This window comes from Rosenbergiella gaditana (genome assembly GCF_018494065.1).
In the GTDB taxonomy this organism is placed as follows: domain Bacteria; phylum Pseudomonadota; class Gammaproteobacteria; order Enterobacterales; family Enterobacteriaceae; genus Rosenbergiella; species Rosenbergiella gaditana.
This window is the reverse complement of sequence record NZ_JABBFR010000018.1, coordinates 31,476-43,521: the sequence shown is the minus strand read 5'-3', so window position 1 is coordinate 43,521 and position 12,046 is coordinate 31,476. Positions and strand designations below refer to the sequence as shown.

Annotated in this window: 17 protein-coding genes; 10 read left to right on the top strand and 7 right to left on the bottom strand. The window is 47.3% G+C overall.

The annotated features are described in order from the left end of the window. The 4 genes from fliQ to HH682_RS12510 are packed head-to-tail and all read right to left on the bottom strand — an operon-like array spanning window position 1 to window position 2,259. Window positions 1-273: a flagellar biosynthesis protein FliQ gene (gene fliQ / locus HH682_RS12525; RefSeq protein ID WP_092676732.1), complete on the bottom strand. Its 273-nt coding sequence runs from the start codon at window positions 271-273 to the stop codon at window positions 1-3. Between the two features lies 1 nt (window position 274). Next, complete coding sequence (gene fliP, locus HH682_RS12520) at window positions 275-1,024, bottom strand: flagellar type III secretion system pore protein FliP (protein ID WP_214237882.1); 750 nt, start codon at window positions 1,022-1,024, stop codon at window positions 275-277. Further along, complete coding sequence (locus HH682_RS12515) at window positions 1,021-1,401, bottom strand: FliM/FliN family flagellar motor switch protein (RefSeq protein WP_214237881.1); 381 nt, start codon at window positions 1,399-1,401, stop codon at window positions 1,021-1,023. Before HH682_RS12515 ends, fliP begins: the two co-directional genes overlap by 4 nt. Window positions 1,402-1,407: 6 nt before the next feature. Continuing rightward, the gene (locus HH682_RS12510) at window positions 1,408-2,259 is read right to left on the bottom strand and encodes a FliM/FliN family flagellar motor switch protein (protein WP_214237880.1); all 852 of its coding nucleotides are present in this window, start codon (window positions 2,257-2,259) and stop codon (window positions 1,408-1,410) included. Window positions 2,260-2,602: 343 nt separating this feature from the next. On the opposite strand from HH682_RS12510, the gene HH682_RS12505 reads away from it, so the two are divergent. From HH682_RS12505 to HH682_RS12475, 7 genes are read left to right on the top strand one after another with little or no spacing between them, the layout of a single operon-like run. Continuing rightward, window positions 2,603-3,595 carry a sigma-54 interaction domain-containing protein gene (locus HH682_RS12505; RefSeq protein ID WP_214237879.1) on the top strand — a complete coding sequence of 331 codons (993 nt, stop codon included), beginning with the start codon at window positions 2,603-2,605 and terminating at the stop codon, window positions 3,593-3,595. A 21-nt stretch (window positions 3,596-3,616) separates the two neighbouring features. Next, the gene (gene fliE, locus HH682_RS15975; protein WP_214237878.1) at window positions 3,617-3,937 is read left to right on the top strand and encodes a flagellar hook-basal body complex protein FliE; all 321 of its coding nucleotides are present in this window, start codon (window positions 3,617-3,619) and stop codon (window positions 3,935-3,937) included. A gap of 12 nt (window positions 3,938-3,949) precedes the next feature. Continuing rightward, window positions 3,950-5,530, top strand: coding sequence for a flagellar basal-body MS-ring/collar protein FliF (gene fliF / locus HH682_RS12495; protein WP_214237877.1), 1,581 nt, complete (start codon window positions 3,950-3,952; stop codon window positions 5,528-5,530). Further along, the gene (locus HH682_RS12490) at window positions 5,505-6,536 is read left to right on the top strand and encodes a FliG C-terminal domain-containing protein (protein ID WP_214237876.1); all 1,032 of its coding nucleotides are present in this window, start codon (window positions 5,505-5,507) and stop codon (window positions 6,534-6,536) included. Before fliF ends, HH682_RS12490 begins: the two co-directional genes overlap by 26 nt. A gap of 10 nt (window positions 6,537-6,546) precedes the next feature. After that, a complete protein-coding gene (locus HH682_RS12485) occupies window positions 6,547-7,224 on the top strand; it encodes a FliH/SctL family protein (RefSeq protein ID WP_214237875.1) in 678 nt (225 codons plus the stop codon). Next, entirely contained in the window at window positions 7,221-8,537 is a 1,317-nt protein-coding gene (locus HH682_RS12480; RefSeq protein ID WP_214237874.1) for a FliI/YscN family ATPase, read from the top strand. Before HH682_RS12485 ends, HH682_RS12480 begins: the two co-directional genes overlap by 4 nt. Then, window positions 8,534-8,959: a flagellar FliJ family protein gene (locus tag HH682_RS12475; RefSeq protein WP_214237873.1), complete on the top strand. Its 426-nt coding sequence runs from the start codon at window positions 8,534-8,536 to the stop codon at window positions 8,957-8,959. Before HH682_RS12480 ends, HH682_RS12475 begins: the two co-directional genes overlap by 4 nt. Here HH682_RS12475 and flgN read toward each other — a convergent pair. The 3 genes from flgN to flgA all read right to left on the bottom strand — a co-directional run bounded on the left by flgN (window position 8,956) and on the right by flgA (window position 10,496). After that, complete coding sequence (gene flgN / locus HH682_RS12470; protein ID WP_214237872.1) at window positions 8,956-9,399, bottom strand: flagellar export chaperone FlgN; 444 nt, start codon at window positions 9,397-9,399, stop codon at window positions 8,956-8,958. The two genes, HH682_RS12475 and flgN, sit on opposite strands and share 4 nt — an antisense overlap. Continuing rightward, window positions 9,396-9,674, bottom strand: coding sequence for a flagellar biosynthesis anti-sigma factor FlgM (gene flgM, locus HH682_RS12465; protein WP_214237871.1), 279 nt, complete (start codon window positions 9,672-9,674; stop codon window positions 9,396-9,398). Before flgM ends, flgN begins: the two co-directional genes overlap by 4 nt. A 66-nt stretch (window positions 9,675-9,740) precedes the next feature. Then, the gene (gene flgA / locus HH682_RS12460; protein ID WP_214237870.1) at window positions 9,741-10,496 is read right to left on the bottom strand and encodes a flagellar basal body P-ring formation chaperone FlgA; all 756 of its coding nucleotides are present in this window, start codon (window positions 10,494-10,496) and stop codon (window positions 9,741-9,743) included. Between the two features lie 98 nt (window positions 10,497-10,594). Between flgA and HH682_RS12455 the strand changes: the two genes are divergently transcribed. From HH682_RS12455 to HH682_RS12445, 3 genes are read left to right on the top strand one after another with little or no spacing between them, the layout of a single operon-like run. Further along, entirely contained in the window at window positions 10,595-10,945 is a 351-nt protein-coding gene (locus HH682_RS12455) for a flagellar basal body protein (protein ID WP_214237869.1), read from the top strand. A gap of 15 nt (window positions 10,946-10,960) precedes the next feature. Beyond that, window positions 10,961-11,380, top strand: a complete 420-nt coding sequence (flgC, locus tag HH682_RS12450; RefSeq protein WP_214237900.1) for a flagellar basal body rod protein FlgC — start codon at window positions 10,961-10,963, stop codon at window positions 11,378-11,380. Then, window positions 11,380-12,039 (top strand): flagellar hook capping FlgD N-terminal domain-containing protein, encoded by a 660-nt coding sequence (locus HH682_RS12445; RefSeq protein WP_214237868.1) that lies wholly within the window; start codon window positions 11,380-11,382, stop codon window positions 12,037-12,039. Before flgC ends, HH682_RS12445 begins: the two co-directional genes overlap by 1 nt. The last annotated feature ends 7 nt before the right edge of the window (window positions 12,040-12,046 follow it).

Below are 12,046 nucleotides of genomic sequence, written 5' to 3'. Positions count from 1 at the left end.
CTATCCAGTCAGAGAACCAGCTTGATGAAACAAGAGCTCAGTAAAATCAATCAATTTGATCAATATCCACTTACCCGCGACGATTAACACGAGGAGAGTCACCACCAAGCGAGGCAGAAAACTCAGCGTTTGTTCATTAATTTGAGTCGCGGCTTGGAATATACTGACACATAGCCCGACTAGCAGCCCGGGCAAGATAATGACGGCTGAAATGAGCAACACCAATTGAATGGCACTGCCCATCTGGTCGCTAATACTATCCAGCGTAAACATCTTAAAATCCCTGAATACTGTGAGTAAGCGTACCCGTAATTAATGTCCAGCCATCACATAAGACAAACAGTAGAAGTTTAAAAGGTAGGGAGACAACCATTGGCGATAACATCATCATGCCCATGGCCATTAGAATACTTGAGACGATCAGATCGATGACCAGAAAAGGAAGATAGATCATAAAGCCAATCTGGAATGCGGTTTTCAACTCACTCAGCAAGTAGGCCGGCGTAATGATGGTTAAATCCTGTTCTTGAGGATTACCGCTGACTTTGGCTATGCTCATTATCTGCGCCAAGGCCGGTTTGCTGGTTTGAGCGAGCATAAATTTTTTCAATGGGTCACTGGCTCGCTGTAAAGCATCGGTAAGTGAAATTTGTTGTGCTTGATAAGGCTGCACGGCTTGTTGATTGATGGTCGTCCAGACTGGCCTCATCACCAGCAAGGTAAGACATAAAGCGATACCGGTTAGGACTTTATTTGGAGGCGTTTGCTGTAGGCCCAATGCTTGGCGCAAGATCGCTAACACTATAATAAAGCGTGTAAAACTGGTCATCATCAATACCATAATCGGTAATAGACCGAGTAGGGTCATCAACACCAGAATTTCGATATTGACGCTATATTGCTGCGAGCCATTTGCGGCTTGCGAGCTGAATAGCGGTAATCCGGGTTGTGCGGCAAACAGTGGAGCAGAAGATAACAGCCCGATAGCCGGCAGCAAGCAACCTGCTTTAGCGGTCAGATTCATGGTGTCAAATCACTCAACGATTGCCCAGTAAATTCAATAATACGTAAGCCGTACTTATCATTTACTACAACAACCTCTGCTTTACCGAACAGCACTCCGTTGACTTTTAAATCAAGCGGTTCCCCCGCCATCTTATTTAATTCAATGACTGAACTATTATCGATTGCTAATAACTCGGCAAGCGAGACAGTCACCGACGCGACTTCCAGCGTTAAGGTTAAGGGGATTCGATTAAATAGCTGTCGCTTACGCTCTTCGGCTTTTTGCTGTGCGAAATCGGTGCTCGATGCCTGATCTGTCACTTGGGGGGAGAGATCATCCAAGTTAATATCGTCCAGAGAAAAAGCGGACGGCGTCGTATTATTATCGTAATTCATACTGTGTTACCTGGTGTAATGATCAATAAAATCTGACAACACGAGTTGCCCTTGATGTTCAGAAACTTTTGCCTGAAACAGGACTTCATCGCCTAAAATAATCGGCACCGACTCATTCAAAAAAACAGGCAATACATCATCAACATTCAACGTTAACAAGCGCTCAAGTGTCGTTTCAACGCTGGCGAGCTGAGCCGTTAAGGTGAAAGGCACGCGCCGTAGCTGCCGTTCTAACTGGTCGTCGGATATCGCCGCTGGGGGAGTATGTTCGTTTTCTTGGCGTAAACCACTTAGAATTTGGTCAATAAGTTGATGATCAAAGTGTAATGTTATTACCCCTTGTGAGTAGCCTCGTAATTGAAAAGAGAGAGACCAAGCCCAATGGCTGTGTTGTTGGTTATGATGGGGCTGTAATGCGATAGGGAGTCCAATCACTTCAGGGGTCAAAAATATCTGACTGATTTCATCCCCAAGCCGCTCTTGTAAACGTAACTCTGTCTGAGTGATCTCACTAGCATCGCTGAGTTCTGGGCTATCGGTGACACCATAAAAGTCGTGTAATAACTTCAGTAATAAAGGACGGTCGATTTCAAAGGCTATTTTTCCGGCTGAGCAGGAATATATTTGATGGCATTTTTTATTTTCTTCGATAGAAAAAATAATATTAGCGAGCGAAGTATTTATTCTGAATTTATTGAGAAAATAACGACTCAAGTTTACATCGAAATTATCATAATTTTTATTAATATGTTCTGCGAGCTTATGCCACGGTTTGCCCAGCTGACTGACGGCAAGGGGCAATACACTGTCATCCGCCTCAATGTTTAGTTTTTTTATTGTGTCTTTAGCGAAAACCATGCTTTACCCGGCGTTCTGATGCTGTGTCTGGTAAAAAATACCAAGCATTTGGTAAGGGATTATGAAGAATATTATGAGATATTGGTTGCGGCTTGCAAGGGTTTTGTTTAGATTTGTATCAGAAGATTCTGTAAAATCGATCTAAAAACCAGCAATTATAGACTGAAAAGTAGACGAGAGTGGATAGGTAGCTCCATTTCTGTATGAATCATCGCCAACTTCAATGAATTTTATACTATAAAGACGTTATCTCTCTAGAATTCGTATATAAATCGAACAGATTAATGCGTCGTTGTTAATTATAAAACATTAATAAATTTTACTTTACACTTGGGAAATATCAATGGGTACTTATTCTTCTGGGATAAATACTGCTGATGCTGATCTAATTTCATGCGCTGCAAAGAGTATCGACACTTTACGCCTAGCTGAAAAAATAGCCAAGGTTAATGTGCCTGTTCTGATTTATGGTGAGTCAGGAACCGGTAAAGAGTGTATTGCTCGCTACATCCATCGACAACAATTTGGGGCATTGACCTCCGCGCCCTATATCGGCGTCAATTGCGCGGCTATCCCCGAAAGCTTGTTAGAGGCCACGCTATTTGGTTATGAAAAAGGGGCCTTTACTGGGGCAGTCCACACTATGCCAGGTAAATTTGAACAGGCGAATGGAGGAACGTTACTCCTTGATGAAATTGGGGATATGCCACTATCACTGCAGGTTAAGCTACTCAGAGTCTTACAAGAGCAAGAAGTTGAACGGCTGGGAAGCACACGGCGTATAAAACTTAACATTAGGATTATTGCTGCCACACATCAAGATATCCCTCTAGCGGTCAAAGAGGGACGGTTTCGACAAGACCTTTTCTATCGCTTAGCCGTTTTACCCATTACCATTTCGCCACTACGTGAACGTCCAGAAGATATTTTGCCGTTGGTCTATCACTTTATGCAGAAGTATCGGGCTTTTACGCCGTCAGAGATTACTGTTCCCGCCTCGGTGAAACGTGCATTAGTTGACTATGAATGGCCAGGTAATGTTCGTGAGCTTGAAAATAAGGTGCAGCGTGGTCTGATTCTCTGTCAAGGTGGTAGCCTCACGACTGAAGACCTCGGTTTATCAGTGACTTGCTCTGCGCAAAAAATATCGCACAGCGACGTAGATAGCATTCCTGCTATTAGGGATTTGGGGAAACAGGTGGAGCAACAATATGTGCTAGAAGTCCTCAAACAGTTTAATGGCAACAAAACGCTGACCGCTGAAAAACTCGGAATCACCCCCCGAGCCTTGCGTTACCGCCTTAGCTCGATGCGTCAAGCGGGTTTATGTCGTTAATTCCTCTGGAGGAATGGATAAATGAGTATCGATCCTAATATTTCGCTGTTTTCGCCATTGATGCAAAGTGGTGAAATTATCACGCAGAAACCGATTATTGCGCCACAAGCGGGTAATCCGACTGACAGCTTTCAGTCGGCCCTCTCACAAGCTGTTGGCAAGGTTAATCAACTACAGTTAGCGGCAAGTGAACAGCAGCAAGCTATTAATACCGGGCAAAGTGACGACTTAGCTGGGGCAATGGTAGCGAGTCAACAAGCAAACATCAGCTTTAGCGCGTTGCTGCAAGTGCGTAATAAGTTGAGTAGTGCGCTAGACGATATCTTAAGCACCCCCCTTTAATGCGGAGCCATGATGCTTGATTCACTTAATGCTTGGTTCGCAAAGCGTAATTTTTCGATTGAATTATTAAAAAAACCATGGGTATTAGCTTTAGCTGGCGGGGTATTAACCCTACTCATCGTCACGACACTGTGGCGGGGGCAAGTAGATTACGTTCCCTTGTACGGTGCCCATCAGCGTCTACCTAATGATGCCGTTGCCAGTGCTTTAGCTGCTGAGCAGATCGATTTTCGTATTAACCCAGAAAATGGCCAAGTGCTGGTAGCCGATAACGTTTTACCTCGCGCTCGGATGGTATTAGCAGGAAAAAATATTCAACCAATCGTTGCTCCCGGCTTTGAACTGATGGACAAAGATGAGGTTTTGGGGGCCAGTCAATATATTCAAAATATCCGCTATCAACGTGGGTTAGAGGGTGAGTTGGCACGTAGTATTATGTCACTGCAAGGTGTTGAAGAGGCACGGGTTCATCTGGGTATTCAGGCTGAGAGCGGTTTTGTACTCTCAAATCAGCCGGCAAGTAGCGGTTCTGTTTTGGTGACCTTGGCCCCGGGTATTCGTCTAACGTCGCAACAAGTACGGGCTATCACTCAGTTAGTGGCAGGAAGTGTCCCAGGATTGACGGCCGGTAATATTCATATTGTCGACCAAACCGGTGCGCTGCTGAATGATAGTACGCAAGATACCCCGAGCGTAACGCCGGATATTATACGTAGTATCAGCCAGCCCATTACTCAGAATTTAACGCAAATTCTCGATTCTGCCGTGGGACAAAAGAACTACCGTGTCACGGTAATGCCGGATATCGATTTTCGACGCACCGAAGAAACGCAAGAGACCTATCAGGGTGATCCTAAAGTTTTAGAAGAGCAGTTAAATAACGATAGCAGTGATCAAGCGATGGCATCGGGGCTCCCAGGGACCTTAAGTAATCGTCCAACGACAGCGACGTCAAATACAGCAGATGCCCCGAAATTGGACCGTACCGTTAGCCAAACGCAACGCAAATATGCCTACGACCACCAAATCAAACACATTAACTATCCGGTTCAGCAATTAGCCAAGCTACAGATTGCGGTGGCATTGAATACGGGAACAGAGACGGTTGCCAAAATGTCTGAAAGTCAGCTAGCCCAGCTCAAAAGTTTATTAGAAAACGCAGCGGGTATCGACGATCAGCGTGGCGATAAGTTAACGCTTGATAAACTCGCCTTTATTGCCCCCGTCGCGGTATCCGTACCGACACTGAGCTGGTGGCAACAGCCGGATATTCAGTTCTGGGCGATTTGGGGGGGTATCGGCGTTTTAGTCATCCTAATCATCTTGTTCATTCTTCGCCCAACCGTTAAGGCTATCATCGCCCAGCGTTCGGCGAACGTGACGACGGAAAGTCCAGCTAACACAGATCGAGGTGTCGCGGCGAGCGGTGAAAAACATCAGTTTGAAAATGAATCCGACCTCCCGCCACGTGCGTCAGGAATTGAAGATAAAGTGAGTTATTTACAACAGCTGGCGGCTAACGAGACTGACCGCGTGGCTGAAGTAATCAAACAGTGGATAAACAGTAATGACCGACCCCGCGACAACGTCTAATGTTTCATTGCTTACTCGACAACGTAACAGTGTTGAGCAAGCTGCCATTCTTCTCCTCAGTATTGGCGAAGATGCTGCTTCACAGGTGATGCAAAAGCTTTCTCGTGAGGAAGTGATTGTACTGAGCGAAACCATGGCACGGTTACAAGGCGTCAAAGTGTCACAAGCCCATCAGGCGCTGAACCACTTCTTTGACGATTATCGTCAGCAAAGTGGTATTCATGGCGGGTCGCGTGCTTATTTACAGACTATTTTGCAAAAATCTCTGGGCCAAGAGATCGCCACCAGTGTGATGAACCATATCTATGGTGACGCGATTCGCTACCGCATGGCTCGATTACAGTGGGTGGATACCTCTCAACTCTCGGCCTTAATCAGCCAAGAGCATGTTCAACTACAAGCCATATTTTTAGCCTTTCTGCCACCTGATGTGGCGGCTGACGTACTGGCTATGCAGCCTCTAGACCTACAAGATAAAATCTTGTTCAGGATTGCGCGCCTAGACGATATCAACCGAGATGTCATTGCTGAATTGGATCGGCTTATCGAACGAGGGATTACCACTATTTCCGAGCATGGGTCACGCATCACCGGCGCGCGGCATGCGGCGAATATTATTAATCGCCTACCGGAGCAGCAAAATCAATTAATGGCGCAGATGAAACAGCAAGATGCGGGATTATTCAAAGCGCTTGAAGACCAAATGTATGAATTCTTTATTTTGAGCCGCCAAAGTGAAGAGACCTTACAGCGTCTTTTTGATGAGGTGCCACTTGAAGAGTGGGCGATTGCGTTGAAAGGTGCTGAACCCGTTTTACGCGATGCACTCTTCAGCATTATGCCAAAACGTCAAGTTGGCCAATTGGAGCAAACATCTACGCGGCTTGGTCCTGTCCCCATCAGTCGAATTGAACAAGTGAGACGGGATATTATGGCGACACTACGCCAGCTAGCTGAAGAGGGTGAAATTACCATTCAAATGTATGCAGAGCGTACGGTCGAGTGATGGATAGACGATGAGCAAAACAGTGATCCCCTACCGCTTTCCAGCGCTACAAACCGACCACTCGCTTGAGACAGGATTAGCTAGTGATGAATGTGTCGCCATCGATAGCCAGTCACTGATAGAAGAAGCGCAAAGGGCAGGATTTCAGCAAGGGTTCGTAGAAGGAAAAAACCAAGGTATAGAACAGGGGCTGTTGGAAGGGAAACAGCAAGGTTACGACGAGGGGCACTCAACAGGTGTTGCCGCCAGTAAAGCCCTATTTGATCAGGCGAGTGAGCCAATCACCACACTGGTGGCGACACTCAACGATTTTTATGCAACCGCTGAACAGCAGCAAAGAGAGGCGACCTTGGCCTTGGTGACGCGGATCGCAGGGCTGGTAATTCAACATGAGATAGCGACTCAGCCCGAATTATTGCTGACTTGGATTGATGATAAATTGGCGAATGAACAGTTGAGCGGCTCAACATTCTCAGTGCGAGTGTCTGAGGATGATTATCAAGCATTACGACAATTAGCCCCGGAAAAAATCGACCAATGGAAACTCCAGGCACAGGCTGATCTCCGCCGTGGTGAGTGTGTTATTGATACAGTGGAGCAGCATTTCGATCTGGGATGCCAACAACGTCTTGAGAGCTGCTTAACGACGCTTGAACAGAGCCTAACGACGACGAGTACTGGGGAATGAAAGGGCTTGAACAGGCTCTCTCTACCCTCGCGGCCGTTCCCCTAAGTCAAGACTTTGGGAAATTATGTCGGGTCACCGGGCTATTAATGGAAGTCAGTGGCTGCCCATTAGCTATCGGAGAGCGTTGCGAAGTGGAAACAGTCGATAAAAAAAGAATTATCGCTGAAGTCGTGGGCTTTAATCGCGAACTCACCTATTTAATGCCTCTTCACAGCCTTGCAGGGTTAAGGAGTGGGGCAAGAGTCCTTCCTTCCACTCAGCGTCCAAAGTTAACCTTGGGCCTAGAGTGGCTAGGACGGGTAGTCAATGGTTTGGGAGAACCCATTGATGAGAAAGGCCCTACAACAGGGAATGCCTCTCTGCCGCGACAGCTACCCCAAATACGGGCTTTATCGCGTCGCCCAATCTCTGCCCCTTTAGATGTTGGGATCCGTGCGATCAACGGTTTATTGACCTTGGGCCGCGGCCAACGCGTAGGCTTGATGGCCGGAAGCGGTGTAGGAAAAAGTGTTTTGCTTGGCATGATGGCACGAGCGACTGATGCACAAATTGTGGTCGTCGGGTTGATCGGCGAACGAGGACGGGAAGTGAATGAATTCCTCTTACATACCTTAGGGGAAGAGGGATTAAAAAAGGCGGTTGTGGTCGCTGCACCCGCCGATGAAAGCCCCTTGATGCGCTTGAAAGCGACTGAACTCTGCCACGCAATTGCCGCCTTTTTCCGCGATCAAGGTTTCCATGTATTACTGATGATTGATTCTCTGACTCGTTATGCCATGGCGCAGCGTGAGATCGCATTATCCCTCGGAGAGGCACCTGCAACGAAAGGCTACCCAGCTTCCGTTTTCTCGTTGATCCCCCGCTTAGTTGAAACGGCAGGTAACAGTGCGAGTGAGGGAAGTTTAACGGCAATTTATACTGTATTGGCTGAGGGGGATGACCAACAAGACCCTATCGTCGATGCGGCCCGTGCCGTCTTGGATGGTCATATTGTATTGTCTCGAACCTTGGCCGAAACGGGCCATTTTCCGGCTATCGATATCAGCCAATCTGTGAGTCGTTGTATGGGGTTAGTGACCACTGCGGAACATCGTCATCTGGCGCGGGCTTTTAAGCAGCATTATAGTCGTTATCAAGAGATCAAGCCGATGATCGCCTTAGGGGGATATGTATCGGGTGCCGACCCCGAGGTTGATCGCGCTATGCAACTGGCCCCTGCTATTGTGCAATTCTTACAGCAAGAGGATCAGCAATTAAGCGACTTTAACCAAAGTCTTGAGGATCTCTTTTCCGTTATGCAGGGTGAACGATGAGTCACCCCCTCTCACCCCAACTTAAGGCTCTTGAGCGCTTAAGGCAGCAACGTCGAGTACAGTGCCAGCAGCGTGTGGTAGAACAGCAACAGCGTGTCGAACGAATGCGTAATAAGCTGGATACCCTGCAACACTTTATCGACTCGCCAAAGCCTTCTATGGCTAGCGGCTTAGTATTAAGTAATCAGGAGATTTATTCACGAGAATTGCGTCGGTTGTATCAATGGCAACAGCAACAGTACCAGTGTGCTGAGCAGGAATTAGCCCAGCGCAACGCCCAGCTTATCGCGAGTCATCGCCAAGAAAAACAACTGGAACATTACTGCCAAGCGAAAACGGATGCAGAAGAGAAGAGACAGCAACAGCATGCTCAAAAGCTGAGTGACGAGTTAGCGGCGTTACGTTTCAGTAGCAAAAGTTAGCCCATATTATCGGGGTGATAAAGCCATGCTACGGGGTCTACTTCTGGCATACACTCGGTCAAGAGGCTGTGCTGCATTTCAAGAAGTTGTTGATTAGAACTATTTGCTTGTTGGCAACGCTGCAGTTGTACAGGGAGATCCTGCCATACTTTGAGCAAATGCTGTTGTGCGGCAGGGGCAAGGCCTTGAAGTAGCTGGCTCATTCCATGATGGTTGGCAGTTAATGATAATTGCTGTAAACCACGTATACGTTGCTGAGCGTGTTGGTGAATCTGTCGATAATGTTGCATCAACTGCTCGGTATGGCTTTCAAGTTGTGACGGCGTAAAGCTTAAAATAGCTTGTCGCTGAGCTGAAAGAAGGGTTTCAATCCTCTGAAAGTGTTGATGGTCATCAAGCAAATCCGCCACTAACTGCCGCACTATTTCAATTCGCTTCATTCAGACCTCTGAAAAAAGGCGAGCATCGATTGGGCTAGCGCATCAGTGTTGAGACTCAGCTCACCTCGGCCTAGTGCCGCTTTAACTTTTGCGACGTTATCGAGGTCCACCTCAGGCAGTTGCCCTAAATGTTCACGAGCTTGAGTCAGTGTCTGCTCTGTCGAAGGCGAGGAAACTTTTGACGACGTCACTTTTTCACTATTTTCGGTTTTAACCGGTTGAGTCAACGATGTGCTGACTCTGTCATTGGGCGACGTCGGGGTTAGTTTTATCATAAAAAAATCTCCATTTATTACCTACAACGACTCAGGTCGCCGAAAAATTAAGGCGAATAACGAATTTTATTCAATTACGTGAATCAGTACCTGTTGAGCATCCATCACCGTCCCACTTAATATTCGACCACTACTACTATTTTTAACGCGAATGATCGCGCCTTTACCGCCGTTTTGTAACGCGACACCTTCTGTCGTTAACGCCAGGCCATCTTGCTGGACGACGAGGATGACAGGTTGATTACGTGAGATGACTCTTGGCGTGCTTAAGAGGGGTAATGTCAGCGGTTGCCCCTCGACCACGGCACGCTTAAGGGTCATCTGTATCGCGTCATTGGGTTGCGTAATAAAGTTAATGCGCATCCCGGGCTGCAGGGAAATGGGCATGACTTTTATATCGCTGGTCGTTAGCTGCGTACCCGCAGGTAGGGCTTTATCCCCCACGACCCCCGCTAAGCGTATTTCCACATTGGCCTGTGCCCTAATTTTCCACGAACCACTGGGCGAGTTACAGCTGATGATCAGGGGGAAGCGGGTCGGTGACTGAGGCAATAATGGGGCAGTGAACGCTAATGGCGTGCTACAGGGCGAGAGATGCTCGTTAGCATTGAAGAGTTGTATGCTCGGCGCGATCTGTAATGATTGCCATCCTTGTTGTTGACCCATCCGCTGAACCTGTTGGACAACCCACAGTGTTGCTTGCCTCTCAATCGGCGATGCAGCGCAGGCAATGTTTAACGACAATCCGATAAGACTTCCCAATAACGCGTAACACGCGACGCGCTCAAAGCGGAAGTAGCACTTCCTCTTTACCGATGACATAGATTTAACTCCCTGAAAAATATATCAAAAAATAGAATTACTTTTTGGCATGAAAATTGCTTAACAATTTCAGGGACTAGTGAATAAGGCTTCTTTTAATGAGCATATCTTTCAGCCGTGCGTTAGGCAATAGCGTGCAGGCCATCGACTTACGATTACAACGGGCTGAAATATTAAGCAGTAACTTAGCGAATACTGACACTCCAAATTATCAGGCCAAAGATATTGATTTTTCAGCTGAAATGCAACGCCAACGTGGAGAGATGACTTCCCAACCGGCTCAGGTACTTTACCGAGTCCCCCAGCAAATCGGCGCGGACGGGAACACGGTTGAATTACACACTGAACAAGCGGCTTTTGCCAATAATAGCCAGAGTTTTCAGGTGAGTTTGTCTTTCCTTTCGATGCAGTTAGCGAGTATGCAAAAGGCCATTGAGGGGAAGAGTTGATGTATAGGAGCCATGATGGGGTTTAATGCGATTTATCAAATTGCCGGGTCGGCAATGAACGCACAAATGATTCGCTTAAATACTGTTGCCAGTAACCTGGCTAACGCTGATACCCCGGCCTCGTCTGCGGACGGTGTCTATCAGGCACGCGTTCCCGTTTTTAGTGCGGTAATGAACCAAGCATCGTTGGATACTCCTTCTGCCGCCAGCGTTGCCGTCACGGCAATAAGCCAGCAGCCAGGTTCAGTCGCCCGCTTTGAACCGAATCATCCTTTAGCGGATGCACAAGGCTATGTCTATTATCCTGCGATTAATACGGTAGACCAGATGGCGGATATGATGTCAGCCAGTCGAAGCTTCGAAACCAATGTTGACGTACTGACAAACGTTAAAAGCATGCAACAAAGCTTGCTGCGCCTAGGTGAGGTCACGTAATGAATATTAGCAATAGCACAACCGCGACAGCGGCCAGTACGGCCAGTCGCACAACGGCGACGACCAATGCCAATAGCCAAATTAGCGATATGTTTTTACAGCTCCTGGTTGCGCAGATAAAAAACCAAGACCCGACTAATCCCACAGACGGTAAAGAGTATGTCAGCCAGTTGGCACAATTAAGCCAAGTTCAGTCTATGGACAGCATCTCAAGTTTAATGACCAGTACCTCTCGGCAAGTTAGCTCGCTACAAAAACAGAGCATTGGCACATTAACCGGACAAAAAGTAATGGTGGCTACAGACCAGTTATCGACGGATGGCACAACCGCTGTCACTGGCCGTACAACGCTGGCCCATGCAGCGTCACAGGTCACCCTGACACTGAAAGACTCGGCGGGTAATAGCTATCCCCTTGCCCTCGGGGCGGCGTCTGCTGGGGATATGAATTTTACTGTGGATCCTAAAGCATTGGGGCTTCCTGCCGGAACCTATAGCATGAGTGTGACGACAGATAATAATCAAAATGGCTTATCCACTGAGTTGCTAGGCACGGTTAATGCCGTACGTTTTCCGCTGTCTGGGAGCGATCCGGTTTTAAGCTTGCAAGGTATTGGCGACGTTAATTACAGCACTATCACCCAATTTACGATGGCGTAGCCCTCGA

Coding starts and splice junctions, on each gene's coding strand:
- fliQ (WP_092676732.1), bottom strand. CDS start 273: ATGTTTACGCTGGATAGTATTAGCGACCAGATGGGCAGTGCCATTCAA.
- fliP (WP_214237882.1), bottom strand. CDS start 1,024: ATGAATCTGACCGCTAAAGCAGGTTGCTTGCTGCCGGCTATCGGGCTG.
- HH682_RS12515 (WP_214237881.1), bottom strand. CDS start 1,401: ATGAATTACGATAATAATACGACGCCGTCCGCTTTTTCTCTGGACGAT.
- HH682_RS12510 (WP_214237880.1), bottom strand. CDS start 2,259: ATGGTTTTCGCTAAAGACACAATAAAAAAACTAAACATTGAGGCGGAT.
- HH682_RS12505 (WP_214237879.1), top strand. CDS start 2,603: ATGGGTACTTATTCTTCTGGGATAAATACTGCTGATGCTGATCTAATT.
- fliE (WP_214237878.1), top strand. CDS start 3,617: ATGAGTATCGATCCTAATATTTCGCTGTTTTCGCCATTGATGCAAAGT.
- fliF (WP_214237877.1), top strand. CDS start 3,950: ATGCTTGATTCACTTAATGCTTGGTTCGCAAAGCGTAATTTTTCGATT.
- HH682_RS12490 (WP_214237876.1), top strand. CDS start 5,505: ATGACCGACCCCGCGACAACGTCTAATGTTTCATTGCTTACTCGACAA.
- HH682_RS12485 (WP_214237875.1), top strand. CDS start 6,547: ATGAGCAAAACAGTGATCCCCTACCGCTTTCCAGCGCTACAAACCGAC.
- HH682_RS12480 (WP_214237874.1), top strand. CDS start 7,221: ATGAAAGGGCTTGAACAGGCTCTCTCTACCCTCGCGGCCGTTCCCCTA.
- HH682_RS12475 (WP_214237873.1), top strand. CDS start 8,534: ATGAGTCACCCCCTCTCACCCCAACTTAAGGCTCTTGAGCGCTTAAGG.
- flgN (WP_214237872.1), bottom strand. CDS start 9,399: ATGAAGCGAATTGAAATAGTGCGGCAGTTAGTGGCGGATTTGCTTGAT.
- flgM (WP_214237871.1), bottom strand. CDS start 9,674: ATGATAAAACTAACCCCGACGTCGCCCAATGACAGAGTCAGCACATCG.
- flgA (WP_214237870.1), bottom strand. CDS start 10,496: ATGTCATCGGTAAAGAGGAAGTGCTACTTCCGCTTTGAGCGCGTCGCG.
- HH682_RS12455 (WP_214237869.1), top strand. CDS start 10,595: ATGAGCATATCTTTCAGCCGTGCGTTAGGCAATAGCGTGCAGGCCATC.
- flgC (WP_214237900.1), top strand. CDS start 10,961: ATGGGGTTTAATGCGATTTATCAAATTGCCGGGTCGGCAATGAACGCA.
- HH682_RS12445 (WP_214237868.1), top strand. CDS start 11,380: ATGAATATTAGCAATAGCACAACCGCGACAGCGGCCAGTACGGCCAGT.